25 protein-coding genes and 2 pseudogenes are annotated in these 23293 nt (G+C 67.4%); 11 read left to right on the top strand and 16 right to left on the bottom strand.

Annotation, left to right across the window (positions count from 1 at the left end; all coding sequences use genetic code 11):
- Positions 1–56: 56 nt before the first annotated feature.
- A complete protein-coding gene (locus BLU18_RS10520; RefSeq protein ID WP_092634809.1) occupies positions 57–1319 on the top strand; it encodes an O-acetylhomoserine aminocarboxypropyltransferase/cysteine synthase family protein in 1263 nt (420 codons plus the stop codon).
- Positions 1316–2542: a homoserine O-acetyltransferase MetX gene (gene metX / locus BLU18_RS10515; RefSeq protein WP_092634807.1), complete on the top strand. Its 1227-nt coding sequence runs from the start codon at positions 1316–1318 to the stop codon at positions 2540–2542. The genes BLU18_RS10520 and metX overlap by 4 nt, the downstream gene beginning before the upstream one ends.
- Before the next feature lie 57 nt (positions 2543–2599).
- Here metX and BLU18_RS10510 read toward each other — a convergent pair whose 3' ends face one another.
- A complete protein-coding gene (locus BLU18_RS10510; RefSeq protein ID WP_176791230.1) occupies positions 2600–3058 on the bottom strand; it encodes a CBS domain-containing protein in 459 nt (152 codons plus the stop codon).
- A 129-nt stretch (positions 3059–3187) separates the two neighbouring features.
- Positions 3188–3637: a CBS domain-containing protein gene (locus tag BLU18_RS10505; protein ID WP_092634802.1), complete on the bottom strand. Its 450-nt coding sequence runs from the start codon at positions 3635–3637 to the stop codon at positions 3188–3190.
- A 207-nt stretch (positions 3638–3844) separates the two neighbouring features.
- Here BLU18_RS10505 and BLU18_RS10500 point away from each other — a divergent pair, with 207 nt between their 5' ends.
- A complete protein-coding gene (locus BLU18_RS10500) occupies positions 3845–5137 on the top strand; it encodes an O-acetylhomoserine aminocarboxypropyltransferase/cysteine synthase family protein (RefSeq protein WP_092634800.1) in 1293 nt (430 codons plus the stop codon).
- On the opposite strand, the gene serB is transcribed toward BLU18_RS10500, so the two are convergent.
- Complete coding sequence (gene serB, locus BLU18_RS10495; protein ID WP_092634798.1) at positions 5134–5775, bottom strand: phosphoserine phosphatase SerB; 642 nt, start codon at positions 5773–5775, stop codon at positions 5134–5136. The genes BLU18_RS10500 and serB overlap by 4 nt on opposite strands.
- A gap of 89 nt (positions 5776–5864) precedes the next feature.
- Between serB and serA the strand changes: the two genes are divergently transcribed.
- Complete coding sequence (serA, locus tag BLU18_RS10490) at positions 5865–7457, top strand: phosphoglycerate dehydrogenase (RefSeq protein ID WP_092634796.1); 1593 nt, start codon at positions 5865–5867, stop codon at positions 7455–7457.
- Between the two features lies 1 nt (position 7458).
- Here serA and BLU18_RS10485 read toward each other — a convergent pair whose 3' ends face one another.
- Positions 7459–7767, bottom strand: a complete 309-nt coding sequence (locus tag BLU18_RS10485) for a hypothetical protein (RefSeq protein ID WP_092634794.1) — start codon at positions 7765–7767, stop codon at positions 7459–7461.
- 89 nt (positions 7768–7856) lie between these two features.
- Here BLU18_RS10485 and BLU18_RS10480 point away from each other — a divergent pair, with 89 nt between their 5' ends.
- Entirely contained in the window at positions 7857–8159 is a 303-nt protein-coding gene (locus BLU18_RS10480; protein WP_092634792.1) for a hypothetical protein, read from the top strand.
- A 68-nt stretch (positions 8160–8227) separates the two neighbouring features.
- Here the strand turns inward: BLU18_RS10480 and thrC are convergent, their stop codons facing one another.
- Both thrC and BLU18_RS10470 read right to left on the bottom strand, forming a co-directional pair.
- Positions 8228–9487, bottom strand: coding sequence for a threonine synthase (gene thrC / locus BLU18_RS10475; protein ID WP_092634790.1), 1260 nt, complete (start codon positions 9485–9487; stop codon positions 8228–8230).
- Positions 9488–9532: 45 nt separating this feature from the next.
- Positions 9533–9916, bottom strand: coding sequence for a helix-turn-helix domain-containing protein (locus BLU18_RS10470; RefSeq protein WP_092634788.1), 384 nt, complete (start codon positions 9914–9916; stop codon positions 9533–9535).
- 97 nt (positions 9917–10013) lie between these two features.
- Between BLU18_RS10470 and BLU18_RS10465 the strand changes: the two genes are divergently transcribed.
- The 4 genes from BLU18_RS10465 (at position 10014) to BLU18_RS10450 (ending at position 15110) form a co-directional block, all read left to right on the top strand.
- Entirely contained in the window at positions 10014–12284 is a 2271-nt protein-coding gene (locus BLU18_RS10465; protein WP_092634786.1) for an ATP-dependent DNA helicase, read from the top strand.
- Complete coding sequence (gene cgi121 / locus BLU18_RS10460) at positions 12281–12772, top strand: KEOPS complex subunit Cgi121 (RefSeq protein ID WP_092634784.1); 492 nt, start codon at positions 12281–12283, stop codon at positions 12770–12772. Before BLU18_RS10465 ends, cgi121 begins: the two co-directional genes overlap by 4 nt.
- A gap of 56 nt (positions 12773–12828) precedes the next feature.
- Complete coding sequence (locus BLU18_RS10455; protein WP_092634782.1) at positions 12829–14544, top strand: formate--tetrahydrofolate ligase; 1716 nt, start codon at positions 12829–12831, stop codon at positions 14542–14544.
- 254 nt (positions 14545–14798) lie between these two features.
- Positions 14799–15110, top strand: a complete 312-nt coding sequence (locus BLU18_RS10450) for a DUF8062 family protein (RefSeq protein WP_092634780.1) — start codon at positions 14799–14801, stop codon at positions 15108–15110.
- On the opposite strand, the gene BLU18_RS10445 is transcribed toward BLU18_RS10450, so the two are convergent.
- Positions 15107–15454 carry a YfgJ family double zinc ribbon protein gene (locus BLU18_RS10445; protein WP_092634778.1) on the bottom strand — a complete coding sequence of 116 codons (348 nt, stop codon included), beginning with the start codon at positions 15452–15454 and terminating at the stop codon, positions 15107–15109. The genes BLU18_RS10450 and BLU18_RS10445 overlap by 4 nt on opposite strands.
- Positions 15455–15534: 80 nt before the next feature.
- Between BLU18_RS10445 and BLU18_RS10440 the strand changes: the two genes are divergently transcribed.
- Positions 15535–16173, top strand: a complete 639-nt coding sequence (locus tag BLU18_RS10440; protein ID WP_092634776.1) for a precorrin-2 dehydrogenase/sirohydrochlorin ferrochelatase family protein — start codon at positions 15535–15537, stop codon at positions 16171–16173.
- Here BLU18_RS10440 and BLU18_RS10435 read toward each other — a convergent pair whose 3' ends face one another.
- From BLU18_RS10435 to BLU18_RS10405, 8 genes and pseudogenes are all read right to left on the bottom strand, one after another.
- Positions 16174–16509 (bottom strand): ferredoxin, encoded by a 336-nt coding sequence (locus tag BLU18_RS10435; RefSeq protein ID WP_092634774.1) that lies wholly within the window; start codon positions 16507–16509, stop codon positions 16174–16176.
- A 48-nt stretch (positions 16510–16557) separates the two neighbouring features.
- A complete protein-coding gene (locus tag BLU18_RS10430) occupies positions 16558–17604 on the bottom strand; it encodes an anthranilate phosphoribosyltransferase (RefSeq protein ID WP_092634772.1) in 1047 nt (348 codons plus the stop codon).
- The gene (gene cobA, locus BLU18_RS10425) at positions 17601–18437 is read right to left on the bottom strand and encodes a uroporphyrinogen-III C-methyltransferase (RefSeq protein ID WP_092634769.1); all 837 of its coding nucleotides are present in this window, start codon (positions 18435–18437) and stop codon (positions 17601–17603) included. The genes BLU18_RS10430 and cobA overlap by 4 nt, the downstream gene beginning before the upstream one ends.
- Positions 18437–18799: pseudogene (locus BLU18_RS15260) on the bottom strand (CbiX/SirB N-terminal domain-containing protein); the annotation flags it as partial. The gene cobA and the pseudogene BLU18_RS15260, both read right to left, overlap by 1 nt.
- A gap of 24 nt (positions 18800–18823) precedes the next feature.
- A pseudogene (locus tag BLU18_RS15115) lies at positions 18824–19939 on the bottom strand (CbiX/SirB N-terminal domain-containing protein); the annotation flags it as partial.
- Positions 19936–20217 (bottom strand): DUF6360 family protein, encoded by a 282-nt coding sequence (locus BLU18_RS10415; protein WP_092634765.1) that lies wholly within the window; start codon positions 20215–20217, stop codon positions 19936–19938. The gene BLU18_RS10415 and the pseudogene BLU18_RS15115, both read right to left, overlap by 4 nt.
- A 1-nt stretch (position 20218) precedes the next feature.
- On the bottom strand, positions 20219–21997 hold the full coding sequence (locus BLU18_RS10410; RefSeq protein ID WP_092634763.1) for a nitrite/sulfite reductase: 1779 nt from the start codon (positions 21995–21997) through the stop codon (positions 20219–20221).
- 99 nt (positions 21998–22096) lie between these two features.
- Positions 22097–22432 carry a DUF8134 family protein gene (locus BLU18_RS10405; protein ID WP_092634760.1) on the bottom strand — a complete coding sequence of 112 codons (336 nt, stop codon included), beginning with the start codon at positions 22430–22432 and terminating at the stop codon, positions 22097–22099.
- Positions 22433–22658: 226 nt separating this feature from the next.
- Between BLU18_RS10405 and BLU18_RS14915 the strand changes: the two genes are divergently transcribed.
- Entirely contained in the window at positions 22659–22817 is a 159-nt protein-coding gene (locus BLU18_RS14915; protein WP_176791229.1) for a hypothetical protein, read from the top strand.
- A gap of 86 nt (positions 22818–22903) precedes the next feature.
- On the opposite strand, the gene BLU18_RS10400 is transcribed toward BLU18_RS14915, so the two are convergent.
- Positions 22904–23140 carry a hypothetical protein gene (locus BLU18_RS10400; RefSeq protein WP_092634758.1) on the bottom strand — a complete coding sequence of 79 codons (237 nt, stop codon included), beginning with the start codon at positions 23138–23140 and terminating at the stop codon, positions 22904–22906.
- Between the last annotated feature and the right edge of the window lie 153 nt (positions 23141–23293).

The following is a 23293-nucleotide window of genomic DNA, read 5'->3' as shown; positions in this document are numbered from 1 at the left end:
ATGATGGAGTGCGTAACTGTTGGTTATAAGTTATTAGAGAAATATGCGCTACACACATGACTGATGGCTTTCACACCCGGAGCCTCCACGCTGGGCAGGAGCCAGACCCGGCGACGGGTGCGCGAGCGCCGCCAATCTACCAAACGACATCGTACGTCTTCGACGACGCCGAAGACGCGGCCGAACGCTTCCGCCTCGACGTCGAGGACAACATCTACTCGCGGTTCTCGAACCCGACGGTCCGGACCCTCGAACGCCGACTCGCGTCGCTGTCGGGCGGTACCGACGCCGTCGCCACGGCGTCAGGGATGGCCGCCCTCGACGCGGGGACAAGCATGCTCGCCGCCGCCGGCGACAACGTCGTCGCCTCCGCGGACATGTACGGCGGGACGAGCACCTACTTCTCGAAGATGGCGTCGCGCCGGGGCATCGAGTTCCGGACCGTCGATACGCTGGACTACGACGCCTACGCCGAGGCCATCGACGAGGACACCGCATTCGTCCACGTCGAGTCCATCGCCAACCCGTCGCTGATGACGCCGGATTTCGAGCGCATCGCCGGCATCGCCCACGACCACGCCGTCCCCCTCGTCGTCGACAACACCTTCGCCACCCCCTACCTGTGTCGCCCCATCGAACACGGGGCCGACGCCGTCTGGGAGTCGACGACGAAGTGGATTCACGGGTCGGGGACGACGCTCGGCGGCGTCTTCGTCGACGGCGGCACCTTCCCGTGGGACCACCCCGACGCGGACTACCCCGAACTCGCGGGCGAGAACCCGGCGTACGGCTTCGACTTCAGCGAGCGCTTCGGTGACCGAGCGCTCGCCGCCGCCGTCCGCTACCGGTCCCTGCGCAGTCTCGGCAGCGCCCAGTCGCCGTTCGACGCGTGGGCGACCCTACAGGGACTCGAAACCCTGCCGCTTCGGATGGACCGCCACTGCGAGAACGCGGAGCGAGTCGCGGCGTTCCTCAACGACCACGACGCGATTGGCTGGGTGAACTACCCCGGCCTCGACTCCCACGAGACCCACGACACGGCCGAGAAGTACCTCAACGGCTACGGTGGCATGGTCACCTTCGGCCTCGCCGACGGCTACGAAGCCGCGAAGGAGCTGTGTGAGACGGTGGAACTGGCGAGCTTCCTCGCCAACATCGGCGACGCGAAGACGCTCGTCATCCACCCCGCCTCCACCACGCACTCGCAGTTGAGCGAGGAGGAACAGCGCGCGGCCGGCGTCACGCCCGACATGATTCGACTCTCGGTCGGACTGGAGGACGCCGACGACATCATCGCCGACCTGGAACGAGGGCTATGACCTCCGTCGAGAGCGGCACGCGGAGTCTGGGCGCGTTCACCTTCGAGTGTGGCGAGTCCATCGACGACCTAGAGATTGCCTACGAGACGTACGGCGACTTCGAGGCCCACGCCGACGGCGGGAGCAACGCGGTCCTCATCTGTCACGCACTCACTGGAAGCCAGAACGTCGCGAGCGAGGGCGTCGCGGGCACGTCCGGACAGGCCCGAGCGTGGTGGAACGACATCGTCGGCCCGGGGAAGGCCATCGACACCACCGAGTACTACGTCGTCTGCGCCAACGTCCCCGGCTCCTGTTACGGGTCGTCGGGGCCGGCGTCGGAGAACCCGGAGACGGGCGACCCGTGGGGCACCGACTTCCCGCCCGTGACGGTGAGCGACTGGACGCGGGCCCAGCGACGCCTCCTCGACGAACTCGGCGTCGGGCGCCTGCACGCCGTCGTCGGCGGGAGCGCCGGCGGCATGAACGTCCTCGACTGGGCGGTCCAGTACCCCGACGACGTGGCGCGAATCGTCCCCGTCGCGGCGGCGGCGCGTCTCGACGCCCAGTGTCTCGCGCTGGACGCCATCGCCCGCCGCGCCATCACGAGCGACGACGACTGGCAGGGCGGCGACTACTACGGGTCCGAGCCACCGACCGACGGCCTCGCACTCGCCCGCCAGATTGGCCACGTGATGTACCTCTCGAAGACGTCGATGCAGGAGCGGTTCGGGCGGCGCGCGGCGGGCCGCGACGCCGTGCGTTCCTTCCCCGCCGACCGCGCCGCGGGCTACTTCCCGTACCGGGAGGTGGAGTCCTATCTCGACTACCAGGCGGAGAAGTTCGTCGACCGCTTCGACCCCAACTCGTACCTGTATCTCACGCGGGCGATGGACGACTACGACCTCAGCGAGGGGTACGAGAGCGACGCCGACGCTCTTGCGGCCTACGAGGGCGAAGCGCTCGTCATGTCCTTTACCGGCGACTGGCATTTCACGGTCGCGCAGTCGGAGTCGGTCGCCGAAGCGTGCCGGAGCGCGGACGTGCCGGTCGCCCACCACGTCGTCGAATCCGACCACGGCCACGACGCTTTCCTCGTCGAACCGGAGAAGGTGGGGCCGCCGCTCCGCGATTTCCTCGCGGCCGGACTGGAGGGTCGCGCCATCCACGACACCGCCGAAGCGGACGAAGAGACGGACAGCGACGACTTCGCGCCGGTCCACAACTCGCTGTTCGGCGGGTGAGGCGTCGCTAGGCAGGAGATTCGGCGCGAAAAGGATGGTCTCGAAAGAAGTGGCCGCTTAGTCGCTCGTGATGGAGGTAGCGGGCGCGTCGGCGTCGGCCGAGGGCGTGACCTGCGTCAGGTCGACCGTCTCCTCGGTGGTGTGCTCGGCAACCGAGCGGATGGAGGCGAAGCCCCAGTACTCGTCGGCGGACTGCGGCGTCTCGTCGACGACCAAGACGCGTTCGACGCCGTGGGTGCGCATCTCGTCGACGACTGTCTCGAGCGACGTCATCGGCGACACCGCGACCGGCGGCGACGACATGATTTCGGAGACCGACACGGGGTCGGTCGTCTCGGCGACCATCGCCACGAAGTCAGATTCGGTGACGACGCCCTCGACGCCGTCGTCCTCGACGACGAGGAGGGACACGTCGGAGTCGCGGAGGATGCGAGCGGCCTCGGTCGCGGAGGCGTCGGGCGAAACGGTGCGGCCGTAACCCGTGAGGGCCATCTCGGCTGCAAGGGATTGCATCATACTTCTATCGATTGGCGCCATCCATTTTAATCTCTGTATGTACGTGTAGTAGTACCTTTACTGACCTAATATGGGAATGGAAATCATGAAACAAAGATAAGGCAAGACACGCCAGCGAGGGACACGGACTCAGTCGCTGGCGGTCTTGACCGCGCCGCCCGCGGACGCGTCGATTCGCGTGGGCGACCCGTTCCACGACACCTCGATGGTGTCGTCGGCGAGGTGGGGGTCGACCGACTCCGTCGAGACGAAGCCCCAGTACTCGCCCTGGTCGACGACCAACACCTGCTTGACGCCGTACGTGCGCATCTCGTCGACGACTGTCTCGAGCGGCGTCGTCGGCGACACCGCGACCGGCGGGTCGGACATAAGTTCCGACACCGGCACCGGGTCAGTCGTCTCGGCGACCATCGCCACGAAGTCAGATTCGGTGACGACGCCCTCGACGCCGTCGTCCTCGACGACGAGCAACGGAACGTCGGGGTCCCGAAGTCGCTCTGCCGCCTCGTTCGCGGATGTCGTGGGTGATACCGTTTCGCCGTATCCCGTCAGCGCCGTTTCGACCGTTATCTCGAACATCGTGTGAGTACATCAACGATTCCGAGTACTTAACTCTCTGTATGCATGTCTTGATAATCCTAGTATTTCTAGATATACCTGATCCTAAATCGCGAATTAGTTTTTGTTATTTTCAATTTTTCGTCGATAGAGGCACGAATATTCATTTTGTTTCTTCGATGACGTTCGGCAGCGGTTTTAGGATGGAGGCGGTGCAATTGGGGGGGTATGGCAGACGACGACAGTCCCGGATTCTACACGCGAAGCCTCCACGCAGGACAGGACCCCGACCCCGCGACGGGTGCGCGGGCGCCGCCAATCTACCAGACCACCTCGTACGTCTTCGACGACGCCGAGGACGCGGCCCAGCAGTTCGCGTTGGAGAAGGAGGGCCACATCTACTCGCGGTTGATGAACCCCACCGTGGGCACGCTTCAGGAGCGACTGGCCTCGCTGGAGGGTGGCGTGGGCGCCGCGGCCACGTCGTCGGGGATGGCCGCATTCGACTTGGCGACGTTCCTCCTCGCCGAAGCGGGCGATAACATCGTCACCGCGTCGGCGCTCTACGGCGGGACGTACACCTACCTCACCCACACGGTGGAGCGCCGCGGCATCACGACGCGCTTTGTCGACACGCTGGATTACGAGGCCTACGAGGAGGCCATCGACGACGACACCGCCTACGTCCACCTCGAAACCATCGGGAACCCGGCGCTCGTGACGCCCGATATCGAGCGCATCGCTGACATCGCCCACGACCACGGCGTCCCGCTACTGGTCGACAACACCTTCGCCACTCCCTACCTCTGCCGGCCCCTCGAACACGGCGCGGACCTCGTGTGGAACTCGACGACGAAGTGGCTCCACGGCGCGGGGTCGACCGTCGGCGGGATTCTGGTCGACGGCGGCACCTTCCCGTGGGACGAGTACGCGGAGGACTACCCCGAGATTGCCGCGGACAATCCCGCGTACCACGGCATCAACTTCCACGAGACGTTCGCACCCGCGGGCTTCACCTACGCCGCCATCGCCCGCGGCCTGCGTGACCTGGGCAACACCCAGTCACCGTTCGACGCGTGGGTCACCACGCAGAAACTGGAGTCGTTCCCGATGCGGATGGAACGGCACTGCGAGAACGCCATGGTCGTCGCCGAGTATCTGGAGGACCATCCCGACGTGAGTTGGGTGAACTATCCCGGCTTGGAGTCCCACGAGACTCACGAGATGGCCAGCGAGTATCTGGAGGGTGGCTACGGCGGCATGATTACCTTCGGCCTCGAAGCCGGCTACGAGGCGGCGAAGGAGACGGCCAACAACCTCGAACTCGCCTCGATGCTCGCCAACGTCGGCGACGCGAAGACGCTCGTCATCCACCCCGCCTCGACCACGCACCAGCAGCTGACCGACGAAGAACAGGAGGCCGCGGGCGTCACGCCCGACATGATTCGGCTCTCGGTCGGACTCGAAGACGTCGAGGACATCGTCGCCGACTTAGAGCAGGCCATCGACGCCGCGACTTAGAGCAGGTCCCGTTCCTCGAACACCTCGCCGAGGCGGTCCATCGACGCGACCACCACGTCACAGGCGGGCCGGACGGCGGGTTTGGGGAGGAAGCCGACCGAGAGGCCGGCCACCTCCAGCATCGGGAGGTCGTTGGCACCGTCACCGATGGCGACGGTCCGCGAGAGGGGGACGTCCACCTCCTCGGCCAACGACTCAAGCGCCTCGTCTTTCGTCCCCTCAACCAGCGGTCCCTCCACCTCGCCAGTCAGTTTCCCGTCCGCCGCTGGGAGGCGGTTGGCGACGATGGTGTCGACGTATTCTTCGACCCCGGCACGCGTCAGCGCCGCCTCGACGCCGCGTTCGAAGCCGCCGGTGAGGATGGCGGTGTGGTGGCCGGCGTCGTGGAGGCGTCCGAGCACGTCGGCGGCGCCCGAGCGGAGGCGGACCTGTGCGAAGGCGTCGTCCGCCCGCGCGAGACTGAGGCCGTCAAGGAGGCCGGCGCGCTCCCGCAGGCTCTCGGCGTAACTTATCTCGTCGTTCATCGCCCGTTCGGTCACGTCGGCCATCCGGTCGGCGACGCCGCACTGCTCGCCGAGGAGGACCGTCATCTCGGAGTCCGAAAGCGTGCCGTCGAAGTCGAACGCGACGAGTCGCATACGTCATCGTCGCCGTCGGAGGATTTGAATCTCCCGCCGCGAGCCGGTTCTTGGAAACCCTTAACAGCCATCCGTCGTTCGATTCGAGTATGAAGGTACTCGTCACGGACCCGATAGCGGACGCGGGCCTCGACCGCCTGCGGGCGGCGGGCCACCAGGTCGAGACGGCCTACGACGTCGAGGGGGACGCCCTGCTCGACGCCGTTGCAGACGCCAACGCGCTCATCGTGCGGTCCGGGACGGACGTGACCGAGGCGGTGTTCGAGGCGGCGCCCGACCTCGTCATCGTCGGGCGGGCGGGCATCGGCGTCGACAACATCGACATCGACGCTGCGACCGACCACGGCGTCATCGTCGCCAACGCCCCCGAGGGGAACGTCCGGGCGGCGGCCGAGCACACGGTGGCGATGACCTTCGCCACCGCCCGCTCCATCCCGCAGGCCCACGCCCGCCTCCGCGCCGGCGAGTGGGCGAAAGGCGACTACCTCGGCACGGAAGTCAACGCCAAGACGCTGGGCGTCGTCGGCCTCGGCCGCGTCGGCCAAGAGGTGGCGAAACGCCTCGGGTCGCTCGGGATGGACCTCGTCGCCTACGACCCCTACATCGGCGAGGAGCGCGCCGACCAGCTCGGCGCCGAACTCGTCGAGTTCGAGGCGTGTCTGGAGCGCGCGGACTTCCTGACGGTCCACACCCCCCTGACGCCGGAGACGGAGGGAATGATCGCCGAGGACGAGCTCGCGTTGCTGGAGGGCGGCTATCTCGTCAACTGCGCGCGCGGTGGCGTCGTCGACGAGACGGCGCTCGCGGCGGCCGTCGAGGACGGCACCCTCGCCGGCGCCGCCGTCGACGTGTTCGCGGACGAACCCGTCGACCCGGACAACCCGCTGCTGTCGGTCGACGACATCGTCGTCACGCCCCACCTCGGCGCGTCGACGGAGGCCGCACAGGAACACGTCGCCACGAGCATCGCGGACCAGGTGGTCGCCGCCTTCGACGACGAACCCGTCGCGAACGCGCTCAACGCCCCCTCCATCGACGAGAGCGCGTTCCCCCGCGTCCAGCCGTACATCGACCTCGCGGAGACGGCGGGGAAAGTCGCCGCCCAGATGTTCGAGGGACGGATTTCTGAGGTCCGGGTGCGCTACGAGGGCGACATCGCGGAGGAAGACGTGGAGTTCGTCACCGCGAGCGCGCTCAAGGGCGTGTTCGAACCGCTGGAGTGGCAGGTCAACGCCGTCAACGCCCCGAAAATCGCCGAGGAGCGAGGTATCGAGGTGACGGAGGAGAAGACGCGACAGAGCGAGAACTTCCAGAGTCTCGTCACCGTCACCGTCGGCGACGGCACGGATTCGGTGCGCGTCTGCGGTACGCTCTTTACCGGAGACGACCCCCGAATCGTGCGCATCGACGGCTACCGAGTCGACGCCGTCCCGCACGGGCAGATGCTCGTCGTTCGCAACTACGACCGCCCGGGCGTCCTCGGCCTCATCGGGACAGTTCTCGGCGACAACGGCGTCAACATCGCGGGGATGTTCAACGGCCGCGAGACGCTGGGCGGCGAAGCGATGACGGTGTACAACCTCGACTCGCCGGTGCCGGAAGACGCCGCGGCGACGATTCGCGCCGACGAGCGAATCATCGACGTGAAACAGATTACGCTCGGCAACGACGACGACGAGTAGCCTACACGCCGAAGAAGCGAGCGACGCGGGCGAGGGCGCCGGCGTCGGCGGGGTCCGCGGGCGTCTCGTCTCGGGACGGCGCCTCGTCCCCGCCGCGCTCTTGGTCCAGTAACCGTTCGTACCGTTCGACGATGCGCTCGTTCTCGCGACGCTGTTGCTCGAGGGCGTCGCGGAGCGCCGCGTTCTCGCGTTCGAGTTCGACGACGCGCGTTTCGAGGTCGGTGTCGGCGCTCTGCGTGGGCCGGCGACCGGTCTCGGACTCCTCGCGGCCGCTGCTCACGGTGCCAGTCGGGAACCCGGTAGGTGCCATGCATGTGTCTAGTTGTCACACCATCAAAAAGTCTCGTCAGACGGTCGTCGGACGAAACGTATAGGGGCGCACGTCGCCGACAGTCGTCCATGAGCGACGACTTCGAGACAACAGTTCGTGACGCGTTCACCGACCGCTTCGGCGCCGACGAGGAGACGGCCGCGGCCGCCGCCGAGAAAGCCGCCGCCTACCGCAACGAGGAAGACGAGGACCTGACCGCCGAGGCGTTCCTCGACGCCGTCGAGGCGACGGACGACTACGATGGCTTCGCGCACCGCTACGACCTGGCCATCGGCGACCTGGCGGCCGAAAACGAGGACTGCACGGACTCGCGCGCCTACCGCCTCGCTGGCTTCGACGACTTGGCCGCCGACCCCGACATCGGCGCCTGAAAGAAACCGACCGCACGGGCACGGGGTAGCCCACTGTTTTTCGTCCCGTCACATCCCGTGGAGCCGCGCTACTCCGCGATGTGGTCGAGGATGGCCTCGGTGTCGTTCGGGACGCTCTCCGGTTTGTTGCCCGCAGCGAAGGCGGCGTCGGGGTCCTTGAGGAGGTGCCCCGTGGTGAGACAGACGACCTGTTCGTCGTCGTCGACGACGCCCTGTTCGCGGAGCTTTCGGAGGCCGGCGATTGAGGTTGCGGAAGCGGGTTCGACGCCCACGCCCTCGCTCGCGAGGGAGCGCTGGGCGTCGGTGATGGCCTCGTCGGTGACGGAGACGGCGGTGCCGCCGGTTTGTCGAATCCCCGGGAGCGCCTTCGGCGCGTTGACCGGGTTGCCGATGCGGATGGCGGTGGCGATGGTCTCCACGTCGGGCCAGCGACGCACCTCGTCGTTGCCCTCCTCGATTGCCTCGACCATCGGCGCGGCGCCCTCGGCCTGCACGCCCGTGAGCTTCGGCACGTCGTCGGCGTCGAGCGCGCCGCTCTGGACGAGTTCGCGGAAGCACTTGTAGAGCGCCGAGGTGTTGCCCGCGTTGCCCACGGGGAGGACGATGCGGTCCGGATACGTGCCGTGGTCGGCGTGGAACTCCTCTAAGATTTCGAGGCCGATGGTCTTCTGGCCCTCGAGGCGGAACGGGTTGAGCGAGTTGAGGAGGTACACCTCGCCGCGGGCGGCGAGGTCCTGCACGATGTCGAGACAGTCGTCGAAGTTGCCGTCGACTTCGAGGATGCGGGCGTCGTGAAGCGCCGCCTGCGCGATTTTGCCGGCGGCGACTTTCCCCGCAGGGAGCAAGACGAGCGTCGGCATGCCGCCACGGGCACCGTAAGCCGCGAGGGCGGCGCTCGTGTTCCCCGTGGACGCGCAGGCGAGGCGGTCGACGCCGAGTTCCTCCGCGACGCGGACGCCGACGGTCATGCCGCGGTCTTTGAAACTCCCGGTCGGGTTCATCCCCTCGTGTTTGACGCGGAGACGCTCGATGCCAATCTCCTCTTCGAGACGGGGGACGTGATGAAGCGGCGTGTCGCCTTCGGGGAGCGAGACGCCCATCTCGAAGGGGAGTGCGGCGGAATAGCGCCAGACGCCGCGACCCTCGAAGTCGTCGAAGGTGGGCGGGTCGTCGTACCGGACTTCGAGCAGTCCGTCGCAGTGGTCGCAGGTGTAGCGAATCGCCGAGAAGGGGGCGAACGTCTCACCGCACTCGATACACGCGAGCCAGACGCCGTCGTCGGCGACGGCCGGTGCCGAGGGAGTGTCCGCAGTCAGGTCGAGACTCATTAGCGGAGGGAGGGCCTACGGCGTGAAAAACGGGGGGGTTCCGCGTCACTCGGTACCGAAGTCGTCGATGGCGTCGTGGACGCGAACGACCCACGCGTCGAGGGTCTGGTGGAGCATCTCCTTGGCCTCGGGAAGCGGCGTCGCGGTGTACTGGTAGACGTAGCCGCCGGGGTCGAGTAGGCGGCGTTCGCGCTCGGCCAACCCCTTGTCGAGGAGCGTCGTCAGCGAGCGGTTGACGTTGCTCCGGTCGCGGTCGAGGGCGTCGGCGAGTTCGGCGACGGTACTGTCCGGCGCGTCGAGCAAGGCGAGATAGGCCCGACTCTCGTGGTCCTCGATACCGAAGACACAGCTGAGGACGTGCTGAAAGCTGGGTTCCTCGACACCGACGAGGTCCTCGATGTCAGGGGCGTCGGGGTCGGTCTCTGACATGCGTATCCGTTACCGCCGGGCGGGGTTAAACCCGCGGCTCGGCCGACCCCGACCCGACAGGTTAAACGCCGGGACGCGCCAAGGTTCGGTAGACGAAATGAACCCCGTGGACATCCCCGGCCTGCCGGCGGGCGTCCCCGACTTCCTCCGCGAGTCGGGCATCGAGGCGCTCTATCCGCCACAGGCCGAAGCGGTCGACGCCGGCGTCACCGAGGGCGAGAGCCTCGTCGCCAGCGTGCCGACCGCCAGCGGCAAGACGCTGATTTCGGAACTCGCCATGCTGTCGAGCGTCGAACGCGGCGGCAAGGCGCTCTACGTCGTCCCACTTCGCGCCCTCGCCAGCGAGAAGAAGGCCGAATTCGAGCGCTGGAACGAGTTCGGCATCGACGTGGGCATCTCCACCGGCAACTACGAGTCGAGCGAGGAGTGGCTGGCGTCCCGCGACATCGTCGTCGCGACCAGCGAGAAGGTGGACTCGCTGGTTCGCAACGGCGCGCCGTGGATAGAGGACCTCACCTGTGTCGTCGCCGACGAAGTCCACCTCGTCGACGACCCGAACCGCGGCCCGACGCTGGAGGTGACGCTCGCGAAACTCCGGCGCATCGCCGCCGACCTGCAGGTGGTCGCGCTCTCGGCCACCGTCGACAACGCCGACGAGGTGGCCGACTGGCTGGACGCCGAGTTGGTGAAATCGGACTGGCGCCCGGTCGACCTCCGGACCGGCGTCCACTACGGCGACGCCATCACCTTCGACGACGACAGCCAACGCGAGGTGCCGGTGGGGCGAGGCGAGCGACCGACCGCGGCGCTCGTGGACGACACCCTCGACGAAGACGGCTCCTCGCTCGTGTTCGTCAACTCGCGGCGGAACGCCGAGGCCGCGGCGCGCCGACTGAGCGACGTGACGGAGGCGCACCTGACCGACGACGAACGCGCCGAACTCGCGGACATCGCCGACGAGGTGGCGGCCGTCTCCGACACCGAGACGAGCGACGACCTCGCCGCAGTCGTACGAAAGGGGGCCGCGTTCCACCACGCCGGCCTCGCCGCCGACCACCGTTCGCTCGTCGAGGACGCGTTCCGCGACCGCCTGTTGAAGGCCATCTGCGCGACGCCGACGCTCGCCGCCGGCGTCAACACGCCGAGCCGACGGGTCATCGTCCGCGACTGGCGGCGCTACGACGGCGAGTTCGGGGGGATGAAACCGCTCGACACGCTCGAAGTCCACCAGATGTTCGGGCGCGCGGGGCGTCCCGGCCTCGACCCGTACGGCGAGGCCGTCCTCCTCGCGGACGACCACGACACGATGGACGAACTGTTCGACCGCTACGTCGAGGCCGACCCGGAGCCGGTCTCCTCGAAGCTGGCGCGCGAACCCGCGATGCGGACCCACCTGCTCGCGACGGTCGCCTCCGGGTTCGCCCGCACCCGCGAGGGCTTGCTCGAATTCCTCGACCGGACGCTGTACGCGACGCAAGCGAGCGACGACTCGGGGCAGCTGGCCTCGGTCGTCGATTCGACCATCGAGTATCTCGTCGCCAACGACTTCGTGGAGCGAGATGGCGAGACCATCACGGCAACCAACCTCGGTCACACCGTCTCGCGACTCTACCTCGACCCGATGAGCGCGGCGGAAATCGTCGACGGCCTCCAGGACGCCGACGACCCAACCCCCCTCGGCCTCTATCACCTCGTCTGCCGCACCCCGGACATGTACGAACTCTACCTGAAGTCGGGGGACCGCGAGACGTACACCGAACTCTGTTACGAACGCGAGACGGAGTTTCTCGGTCGTGTCCCCTCCGAGTTCGAGGACGTGCGCTTCGAGGAGTGGCTCTCGGCGCTGAAGACGGCGAAGTTGCTCGAAGACTGGACGCGCGAGGTGGACGAGGACCGCCTCACCGACCGCTACGGCGTCGGTCCCGGCGACATCCGGGGGAAAGTCGACACCGCGGAGTGGTTGCTCGGCGCGGCGGAGCGTCTGGCGACCGACCTTGACCTAGATTGCGTGGTCGCCGTCCGCGAGGCGAAAAAGCGCGTCGAGTACGGCGTCCGCGACGAACTCCTCGACTTGGCGGGGGTTCGCGGTATCGGCCGAAAGCGCGCTCGTCGGCTGTTCGAAGCAGGCGTGGAGAGCCGCGCGGACCTCCGAGAGGCAGAAAAGTCGACCGTCCTCGGGGCGCTCCGGGGGCGCGAGCGGACGGCCGAGCGAATCCTCGAAAACGCGGGGCGGCGCGACCCGTCGATGGACGACGTGGACGCGGACGGGGGCGTTGCGCCCGACGACGAGGCGGACGAGGCGACCGACGCCGACGCGCCAGCGGCGTCGGCGAGCGACCAGCAGGCCAGTCTGGGTGATTTCGAATGAGAGTCGTCGAGGGCGTCGCGGACATCGAGGACGTGGACGACTTCCTGTCGCGACTGGGGCAGGTCGCCGACGACCACGGCGTGACGATACAGGCGTTCGACGCCCGCTACGTCGTGGGGCGCGGACATTTGGAGCGCGCGGTCGAACTCGCGGACCGCGCCATCGCGCGCGGGGAGAACGTCGCCCGCGACCGCGGGGTCGAAATCATGCTGTACGCGGCGGGGCGTCGCCAAATCGACGACGCGCTGACGATGGGCGTCGGTGAGGGGCGGACGCCACTCGCCGTCGTCGTGAGCGGCGAGGGCGACGAGGACGCCGCGGCGGCGACCGTCGAGGGATGGCTCGACCCGGCGTCGACGCTCGACGACACCGACGCCGAGCGAGTGCGGGCGTTTTTCGACGTGACCGACGCGGAACTCGGCGTCACCGACGGTGACCTCGCCGACCTCGTGGCGGAACGCGTCGCGCTTCTGGATGTCGAAAAATGATGTGAAAATCGCCAGCGTCGGGGCTTACATATGCAGTGGTGGTGTAGCATCCGTAGATGACCTCGGACGACGCGGATAGCGAGGACGTACCGACGGACATGGAGATCGCGCAGGCGGCGGAGACGCGGCCCATCGAGGACGTAGCGGGCGACCTCGGCCTCGAACCGGACGACCTCGATCCGCAAGGGAACGGCATCGCGAAGATCGAACAGGACGCCATCCAGCGAACGCTCAGCGACGCCGACGAGGGGAAACTCATCCTCGTGACGGGGACGACGGCGACGCCCAAGGGCGCGGGGAAGACGGTCACGACCGTCGGCCTCGGGCAGGGACTCAACCACCTCGGCGAGCAGAGCGTCGTCGCGGTTCGCGAACCGTCGCTCGGGCCGGTGTTCGGCATCAAGGGCGGCGCCGCGGGCGGCGGCCACTCGCAGGTGCTCCCGATGGAGGACATCAACCTCCACTTCACGGGTGACCTCCATGCGCTGACGACGGCGCACAACCTCGTCTCGGCGACGCTCGACACCAAGGTCCACTACGGCAACGAACTCGACGTGGACGTGGACAACGTGAGTTGGAAGCGCGCGCTCGACATGAACGACCGGGCGCTCCGCGACGTAGTCGTGGGCCTCGGCGGCCAGACCAACGGCCCGCCGCGCGAGGAGGGCTTCCAGATCACCGCCGCCTCCGAAGTGATGGCGGTCCTCTGTCTCTCCGACTCGCTCGCAGACCTGAAAGAGCGCCTCGCGCGCATGATCGTCGCGTACGACCCGGACGGCAATCCGGTCACCGTCGACGACCTGGGCATCGAGGGTGCGATGGCGATGCTCCTCAAGGACGCACTCCGCCCCAACCTCGTCCAGACTATCGAGGGGTCGCCCGCGTTCGTCCACGGCGGTCCGTTCGCCAACATCGCCCACGGGACGAACTCCCTGCTCGCGGATAAACTCGGCCTCTCGCTCGGCGATTATCTGGTGACCGAAGCCGGCTTCGCCGCGGACCTCGGCTTCGAGAAGTTCGGCGATATTGTCTCGCGCCGTGGCGTCTCGCCCGATTCCGTCGTCCTGACGACGGCCGTTCGGTCGATGAAATACCACGGGCTGGACATGTGGCCGACCGACTACGAGAAGCTGAAAGAGCCGAACCCCGAGGCCGTCAGCGACGGGATGGTCAACCTCGACCACCACGCCGGCATCATCGAGAAGTTCAACGTCCCCTTCGTCGTCGCCATCAACCGCTTCCCGACGGACACGGACGCGGAGATTCAAGCGATTATCGACCACTGCGAAGAACAGGGATACCCGGTCGTCGTCAGCGAGGCGTTCGACAAGGGCGGCGAGGGTGCCGCGGAACTCGCGGAGACGGCAAAAGACCTCGCCGACAGCGACGAGGGCGGGTTCGAACCGCTCTACGACCTCGACGCGAGCCTGGAGGAGAAGATTCGAACCGTCGCGACGGAGGTGTACGGCGCCGAGGACGCCCACATCACCGATGACGCGCAGGACGACCTGGAGCGCCTCGAGGAACAGGGCTACGGCGACATGCCCGTCTGTCTCTCGAAGACCCAGCACTCGACGACAGACGACCCGACGCGGAAGGGCGCGCCGAAAGACGACTGGACGCTCACGGTTCGGGAGTGTTACCCGGACGCGGGCGCTGGCTTCGTCGTCGTCCTCACCGGCGACGTGCTGACGATGCCGGGCCTCCCCGCCGAACCCGCCGCGGAGGGGATGGACGTCGACGACGACGGTAATATCACCGGGCTGTTCTAACTCCCAGCCCACCGTCCGTCGATTACAGTCGTCTCGGCCCAGCGAAGACTGCGGCAGCGAATGAAAAACATTACCACGGGCGGATTCGAGTATTACCCCGTCCGCCGGTTAGTGGAGGCACCCCACACGTCGATTATCGTCGTGCCGGTGGACGATTAATCGCCGATTTCCGGGCCGTGGCTTCCCCCCCCTGCCATGGCCCACCCCCCTTTCGAGGTGGCACGTTCAAGAGCGTCGCGACCGTACCCCCGCGCGTGTCAGATACCGACCCAATCGTCACCTGTGAGCGGTGTGGACGCGAGTGGGAGCTCTCGTACGAACTCGACGAGTTGATGGCGGGGAATCGCGCCGTCGAACAGTTCGCTCTCGACCACGAACGCCACACGGGCCACTACCCCGACGACGTGTCGACGTGGCGCGCGACGTGTCGGAACTGCCCGGACGGCGTCGAGCGACTGTCGGAGAGCGCGGTGCGCCGGTGGGCGAAGACACACGCCCGCCACACGCGCCACGACGTGACGCTTCGCCACGCCGAGAGCGACGAGACGACGCTAATCGAGGGTTAACGCCGCGGGTCGCTCTCCCACCGGTAGTCGCAGGTCGAACACGCGGCGTGCTCCGTGTCGCGGCGTGTCTCGGGGTAGAAGGAGATATCGTCCATCCGCGAGCCACAGTCCGGACAGACCGCGGCGTCGGGCACGAGGACGCCCTTGAACGCCGTCTCGCAGGCCGGACAGGTCACTTGCTCGTCGGGGCCGGTGCCCTCGATGGTCGCCGAGCACTCCGGGCACGTGTAGCGTCGAGTGGGACCGTCCCCGCCGTATTCGACGTCGGGGTCGGCCCAGTCGAGGTCGGGGTCCGAATCGGCGTCGTCACCGACGCCGAACCACGCGAGCACGCGGCGGAACATACGTCCGGATACGGAGTCCACGACAAAACGATTCGGGAACGACCGACGGTTTTTCACGGCAGCCAGCGAGGTGTGGGTGTGTGATTCCGCTCGTTCACGACTTCGAGGGCGAAACGGTGCTTGTGTTCGGCGGCGGGAGCGTCGGCGCCCGGAAAGCCCGCCGGTTCGCCCGCGAGGCGCGCGTCGTCGTCGTCAGTCCGACCTTCGCGGACGCCGACTTCGGCGCGAGCGAGTTCGTCCGCGCGGCGCCGACGCCCGAAGACATCGAGGCGTGGGTCAACGCCGCGGACCCGATGCTCGTCGTCGCCGCCACGGACGACACGGCGCTCAACGCGGCCATCGAACGCGCCGCGACCGAGGCCGGGATTCTCGTCAACCGCGCCGACCAGAGCGGCGCGCGCGACCGGCGGAGCGTCGTCGTCCCCGCCACCGTCGAGGACGACCCCGTGAGCGTCGCCGTCACGACGGGCGGGTCCAGTCCGGCAGTGAGTCGCCACCTCCGCCGGGAACTGGAGTCCGTCGTCGCGGGCGCGGGCCTCGTCGCGACGGCGGTGAGTGAGGCACGGGAAGCCATGAAAGCCGAGGGCGTCGACCCCGAACGCCGCCGCGACGCGATTCGGGCCGCCGCCGAGGCAGAAGAGGTGTGGACGGCCGCGCAGACGGGCGACGAGGAGGCCGTCCGCGACGCCGTCGCGGCCGTCGTCGACGCCGAGCGCTGACTACCAGTCGACGCTCAGCGTGCCGTCGCCCTCGGGGTCGGGGGCGATTTCCTCGTCGGTCCGGCGGTCGATGACGTGGATGACGCCTTTTCCTTTCTTGGCGGGACAGATTTCCGCCGCGCGGACGTTGTGGTCGAGGTCGTCCTCGCCGACGTAGTACGTCTTCGGGCGGGCGAGCCCCGTCGAGAGGTCGAGGTCCCAGTTCGAAGAGACTTCGGCGCATTTCCCCGCTCCGAAGCACTTGTTCGCCTCGAAGATTATCTTGTAGGGCTTGTCCTCGACCGGCGGTGCATCGGAATCGCCGATGTCGCTCGGTCGGAGTACGTCGTCGCTCATGGACGAGAGTTGGGGCGGGCGAGTAAAAGGCGTGCGCTCAGCGCGTTCTCAGAACGACTGGAGGTCGTCGAGGACGGCGGCGGCGGAGCCGTCGTCGATGGCCGTCCGCGCGGCGTCGAGGCCGGCGTCAAGGGAGTCGGCGTCGCCGCCGGCGTAGATGCGGAACGCGGCGTTGAGCGCGACGGCGTCGCGCCAGTGGTCAGTCCGGTCGCCGTCGAGTACCTCGCGCGTGTAGCGCGCGCTGTCGGCGGCCACGCTGTCGACGTGGAGGTCCGCCTCCTCGAAGTCCATGCCGTACTCGGCCGTCTCGATTTCGAAGTCGTCGAAGGTGCCGTCGGCGGACCAGTCGGCGACCTTGGTGTAGCCGGGGCGGATGTCGTCGTACCCCTCCATCCCCTGGAACATGATGACGCGGTCAAGGTCGTGCGTCTCGCTCGCCTCGAACGTATCGACCACCTTCTTCGCGAAGGAGAGGTGGTAGAACGAGCCGAGGTGGACGCTCGCGCCGGCGGGGTTGGCGAGCGTCTCGACCGTGTTGACGAACGTTCGCACGCCCATCTGGTCGCGGCGGTCGAACAGGTCGGCGACGGCCGGGTTGAAGGCTGGCTGGTAGTAGAAGCCGAAGCCAGTCTCGTCGACCATCTCCGCGGAGTCCTGGGGCGTGAGTTCGGTCGCCACGTCGAGTTCGTCGAGGACGTGCTTGTACGCGTCCTGTTTCTGCGTGGGGACGCGGTCGCCCGAGTGGACGACGACGGGCGTGCCGGCCGCGGCGGCGACGACGCCGGCGGCGACGCCCAGGATTGCGGAGCGACCCTTGCCGTCGTAGTTGGCGCCGCAGTCGACGGGGTCGGCGTCGGGCGTGGCGTACTCCACCCGGTCACACATCTCGTCGGTGAAGGCGGCGAGTTCCTCGGCGGTGTTGTGCTTCCAGCGGTTAGCCAGCCAGAAGGCGCCCAGCGTCGTCGGGTCGGGGTCGTCGTCGAAGATGCGGCGCATGGCCTCGGCGGCCTGTTCGCGGGTCATGTCCTCCGCGGACTTGGTGCCGGAACCGACCACCTCGGTCATCAGGCGCTTGAGCGGCCACTCCTCGCTCATTGGCGATTCACCTCCACGACGCCCTCGGGGCTGGCGGAAACGGACACGTCCGCCAGCGCGTCGGACCCGCCGAGACAGTGCGCGACCGTCTCGCGGACGCCGACGACTCGTCCGACGACGGTGACGGCGGGCGGGTCGACGCTCGCTTCGTCCGCTCGCTCGACGATTGTGTCGAGGGTGCCGGTGACGACGCGTTCGTCCGAGAGCGTCGCGCGTTCGACCATCGCGACGGGCGTGTCGGCGGCGACGCCGTGTTCGCTGAGGGCGTCGACGTTGTCCGGAAGTCGACCCACGCCCATCAGGATGACGAGCGTTCCGCCGGCGGTGACGAGGTCAGACAGCGCACCCCAGTCGAGGGCGCTGTCAGCCTTCGTGGGGTCTTCGTGACCCGTCACGACGGCGAGCGTCGAGGCGTGGTCGCGGTGGGTCGCGGGGATGCCCGCGACGCCCGGCGCGGCGATGGCGCTGGTGATGCCGGGGACGACTTCGAAGGCGACGCCGTGGTTGGCGAGGTGTTCGGCTTCCTCGCCCCCGCGGGCGAAGATGGTGGGGTCGCCACCCTTCAGGCGCACCACGTCGCGCCCGGCGCGGGCCTCCTGCACGAGGCGGTCGTTTATCTCTGCCTGCGGCGTGCGTTCGCCGTCGGCGCGCTTGCCGACGTTCTCGACGCGCGTGCCGTCAGGAATCGATTCGACGACGCCGTCGCCCACGAGCGAATCGTGGAGGACGACGTCGGCTTCGTCGAGCAAGCGCCGGGCCTTGACCGTCAGCAGGTCGGGGTCACCCGGGCCGGCGCCGACGAGGTAGACGGTTCCGGTGGTGGTCGTACTCATCAGTGGGTTGGTTCGGGAGCGTCGCGTGCCTGCCGGTAGCGGACCCGATAGCGGTTGGCCGGGTCGGTCAGGTCGCCCGGCGGCACGTCGGAATCGGGGTGGTCGGGAGCCTGTTCGTCTGTGGGTTCGTCCACGAGGACTTCGCGGGCCGCGGCCACGAGGAACGAACACGGTTCGCGACAGGGGAGCTCGCCCTCGCCGCGTTCGACGGGGAGCGAGTCGTCGTCGGACTCGTCCCAGTCGCGGCGCTTGGCGCAGTTTCCACACACCGCAGTCGTCACGTCGACCAGTTCCTCGCGAGAGAGGTTCGAGACTCGCTCGTAGATGCCGGTCTGACGGGCCGCCGTCTCGCGGTAGGGGACGGCCTCGGGGTCGTCGTGCCACGTCTCGACGGCGGCCGGGTAGACGGTCGATACGGCGCGCAGGAGACCGGACGCGTCGAGGTCGGTGAGCACCCACCCGGTCGGGAGCGATTGCTCGCCCGCGAAGGGTCGGTATCGGCCGTCGTCGTCGGTGCGGACGAACTCGCGGAAGCCGTCGGGGGCGCGCCGTTCGAGTGCCGCGCGTCCGGCGTCGCGGTCGGTGCGGTGTCGGAGCTCGTAGCCCGCGTCCGTGTGGCGAATCGAGAGGTCGCCCCACGCCCGAGTCGGCGCGTCGTCGACCCACGAGCGGAACGCCTCACCGGCGTCGGGGCGAACGGGCGTCTCCGTCTCGACGGTGTGGTCGATATCCGCCCCGGCATCGGCGGCGCGTTCGAGGAGTACCTCGGGCATGAGGGGGTCGGTGCCCACCGCCGAGGTGTACCAGATTCGCCGCCCGGACACCTCGCCGGGGACGGGGTAGCCGGAGCGGGGGTCGTCGGTGATGCCGAGGAGTTCCGGAATCTCGTCTTGGGTGTGAAAACCGTCGGCGATGAAGAGGGGGACGACGGCGATGTCGTCGGCGTCGAAGACATCCAGTACGTCGTCGACGTACGGCGCTTCGTCCATGAAGAGCGCGTCGACCTCCGCGAAGTCAGTCGTCTCGCGGAGCGCGTCGACGTGATTGTAGATGGCGTCGGCGCTGTTAGGGTTGCGCTCGGTGCCGTGGCCGATGACGGCGAGTGCCGTCTCGGACTCGTCCACGTCGTCGTCGAGATAGCGACGGGCGCGCGCCGCGACCACGTCGGTCATCTCCGGGTGGGTTCCGACGGGGTCGGTGTAGATGATTTCGGACTCGTGGTCGGTGCCGGCGGCGTCGGTGATGCCGAGGGCGAACTCCCGGGGGAGCACCTGGTCGACGAAGTAGCCCTCGCTCACGAACAGCGGGACGATGTAGGTTTCGTCGGCGTCGACAGTGCGGAGCACGTCCCGGAACGCGGGTGCCTCCTTCCAGAACGCTTCGCGAACTTGTGAAAAACAGCCCCGTTCCCGGATGGCATCGACGTGGGCGTACGTCGGCGTCGCCGAATCGGGGTTGCGGTGGGAGCCGTGCGCCGCGACGATCAGCGCCTGATCGGTCATTGGTCGGTGTCGTCTACGCGCTCTGCGGCCTTCTGTAGTTCGGTCGCGAAGGTGCGCGCCTCGTCGGCCGAGAGCGTCACGCGGTCGGCGTGGGCCGGCACGTTCTCGAGTTGGGTGTTGTCGAGTTCGAGTTCGAGGGTAATCTCCTCGGGGTCTTCGCGGGCCGTGCGCACGTTGAGCGTGGCGAAGGCCTCCTCCTCGAAGCCGTGCCCCTCGACGCTGGCGTCGAGGAGGTCGAACGTCGTGAAGGCGTTGACCTTCATCACGCGGTCGGCCATGTTAGTCGTCCGAGGGGAGGGATTCGCCCGTCCCGTCCGTCGGGGCGGGGGAGGCGTCCATCGACGTGTCCTCGGCGTAGGGGTACCACGTCATCTTCGTGTTGCCGAGGTACGGGTCCTCGTAGCTCGTCTCCTCGCCGTCGGCGAGGGCCGCGAGTTCGTCCTCGTCGCGAGCGGCGACGAAGTCACGGAAGGACTCCTCGGGACTCTCACGCTCTGCCTCGTAGGTTTCGAGCAGGTTGGCGATATAGCCCGGAATCTCGTCGGCCGGGATGCGCATCTTCACCCAGTCGGCGAACTGCGGGTTCTCGCCGAGGCCACCGCCGAGGCCGACGTCGAACGCCTCGACTGCGTCGCCGTCCTTGCGCGTCTTCATGCCGCGCAGGCTGATGTCGGCAATCTGGGGCTGGGCACACGAGGCGGTACAGCCCGAGAGGTGGATGTGGAAATCGTTGACGCCCTCGGGGACGGGCACGTTGTCTCGGAGCCAGCGCCCGTAGCGAACCATCCGATTTTTCGTCTCGACGATAGAGAGCGAGCAGTACTCGGTGCCCGTACAGGCGATAGAGCCGCGCATGAACGGGTGCGGGTCGGGCGAGTAGTCGTCGAGGAGGTCCTCGCCGAGGAAATTGTCCAGGTCCTCGTCGGCGATGTCGCCGACAATGACGTTCTGACGCTGGGTCAGACCGATCATCTCGGAGCCGTACTCGTCGGCAAGGTCGGCGAGTTCGATGACGTCGTCGGCGCCCATGCGCCCGACGAGGACGGAGAGACCGACGAAGTTCTGGCCGTCGCTCTGGTCGTGGACGCCCACGTAGTCGCCGGGGGCGTCCGAGCGGCCGGCGTTGTAGTCGTACTCGTCGCGCAGGTCCTCGCCCGCGGTGGGGAGTTCGTAGTCCACGTACTCCTCCTGCAGGACCGAGCGGAGCTTCTCGGGACCCCACTCGTCGACGAGGAACTTGATGCGGGCGTTGAAGCGGTCTTCGCGGTCACCGTAGTCACGGAAGAGTGCAGAGAGACCGCCAGCAATGTCGGCGGCGTTCTCGGGACGGCAGAAGACGTCGATATCGCGAGCGAAACGCGGCTCTTTGCGGGCGAGGCCGCCGCCGACGTGGACGTTGAAGCCGACGACTTCCTCGCCGTCGATTTCCTTGGTCGCAGGCTCGAAGGCGAGGTCGTTGATGTCACCCTGTCCGGAGCCGCGGCGGTCGCCGGTCATGGCGACCTTCCACTTCCGGGGCAGGTTGGCGTAGAGGTCGTTGCCCTTGAACGTCTCGTGGAGTTCCTGGACGATGGGCCAGACGTCGATGAGTTCGTCGGCGTCGCGCCCGGCGACGGGCGAGCCGACGATGTTGCGCCACGAGTCACCACACGCCTGCATCGTGGAGAGGCCGACCGATTCGAGTTCCTCCCAGATGTCGGCGATGTCCTCGACTTTGATCCAGTGGAGCTGAATCGACTGGCGAGTGGTGAAGTCGGCGTACGCCTCGCCGAACTCGGGGTTGTCGACGGGGCCGGTGGCGTATTTCTTCGCGACTTCGCCCACGGTTCGAAGCTGTTCGGGGGTCATGCGGCCCATCGGCGTCCCGATGCGCATCATGAAGTAGCTCTCCTGACCCTTCCGCTGGTGGTACAGTCCCCACCATTTGAACCGCTCGAACCAGGCGTCGTGTTCGTCCTCGGGGATGGCGTCCCAGCCTTCCTCGGCGAATCGGAGGAGGTGGTCACGTACCTCCATCCCGTAGGCTTCGTCTTTCCAGCGCTCGACCTTAGACGGCATAACTAGCTAGTGCAGGCCTGCACATATACGGTCCGGCACCTCGTCAACCTTCCCCGGCTCTCCGGATAGGTGGCAATATTTGTCGCTATGTACGAGCCGTCAGGGCGGCGTCGCCAGACGGGAGCGTCGACCGGGGACGTGAACGCTCTCGGGGACGACAGGCCGGAACTCGTCGGTCTCCGGATCGACGCGGCCGAGCGTCAGCCAGTCGGTGACGCCGCTCGCACCGCACTGGATGCACCGCCCGGCGACCCGCGCCTCGACGTCGGCGCCGTCGGGCGCGACTTCGACGAAGCCCTCGACGAGGAAGTCGGCGAGTCGGCAACGGCAGAAATCGTGGCGTGCGAGCCGCCAGAGGTCGCTCACGTTCACTTCGCGGGAGTCGTTGACGCTGACCCAGGCGCCGTCGTCGAGCTGGTGAACCGAGGTCGTCATGTCGCATGCTAAGGGGCCAGGGTCGGTAAGGCCGTCGACACGCGTCGTGTTTGCCGGTCGTCAGACGCGGTTTCGGGACCGAGAGCGAACGAATCGACAGACTGCGACCGATTCACCCGAATCTCCCCCGTCACGGATACCGGAAAGGAGCGCCTCCATGCGGGAGAACGGGTAGTGATTACGTGCGAAGACGGCCTTATACGGGGGAGACACGTATGGAATATCGATGACCGAGAAAAGCGAGACCGCGACTGCGTCGGCGCAGGTCGACGCCGAGCGAGACGACGACGCCGAAGAGCACAACCACCTCTCCGACGTCGAGGCTGGGGCTGGCTGCACGGAAATCTGGGAACATCTGAGCGAGACGCGCGACGGCGCAGATTGATAGTTTTCCTGAAGAATCAGACGTCGCGACCGTCGTCGTCGCGAGCGAGATAGTCGATGCGGAACGGTTCTTAGAGACGAAACGGGTTATCGGAGCGACGCGTAAATCGAACAGCTGTCGAGCGGTGCGCGGAACATCGTGACGGCGACGACCGGCAGCATCGCCGCGGCGGCCTGCCCGGCGGCGGCCGGACCGAGGAACTCCCCGGCAGCGGCGACGGCGGCGATGGTGACCACCATCGCAGTGCCGAGAGCGACGCGGGCGTCGCTTACCTGTCCTCCCGTCTCGGTTCCCCACTGATTCAGATCGGATACGGCGGCCATCGTTCTGCTAGCAAGTTATGGCTGTACCCCAATATATTTAACGAGGTAATCAACGACCATGATTAAAATGAATGATACTGAAGAATACTGCCGGTAAAGTAAATGAACGTTACTGATAAATAGGGAGTGAGTCGACGGGCGGGGACTGGCCGG

Origin of the sequence: Haloplanus vescus, assembly GCF_900107665.1 — an archaeon.
GTDB classification, from domain to species: domain Archaea; phylum Halobacteriota; class Halobacteria; order Halobacteriales; family Haloferacaceae; genus Haloplanus; species Haloplanus vescus.
This window is presented reverse-complemented; position numbering and strand designations above follow the sequence as displayed.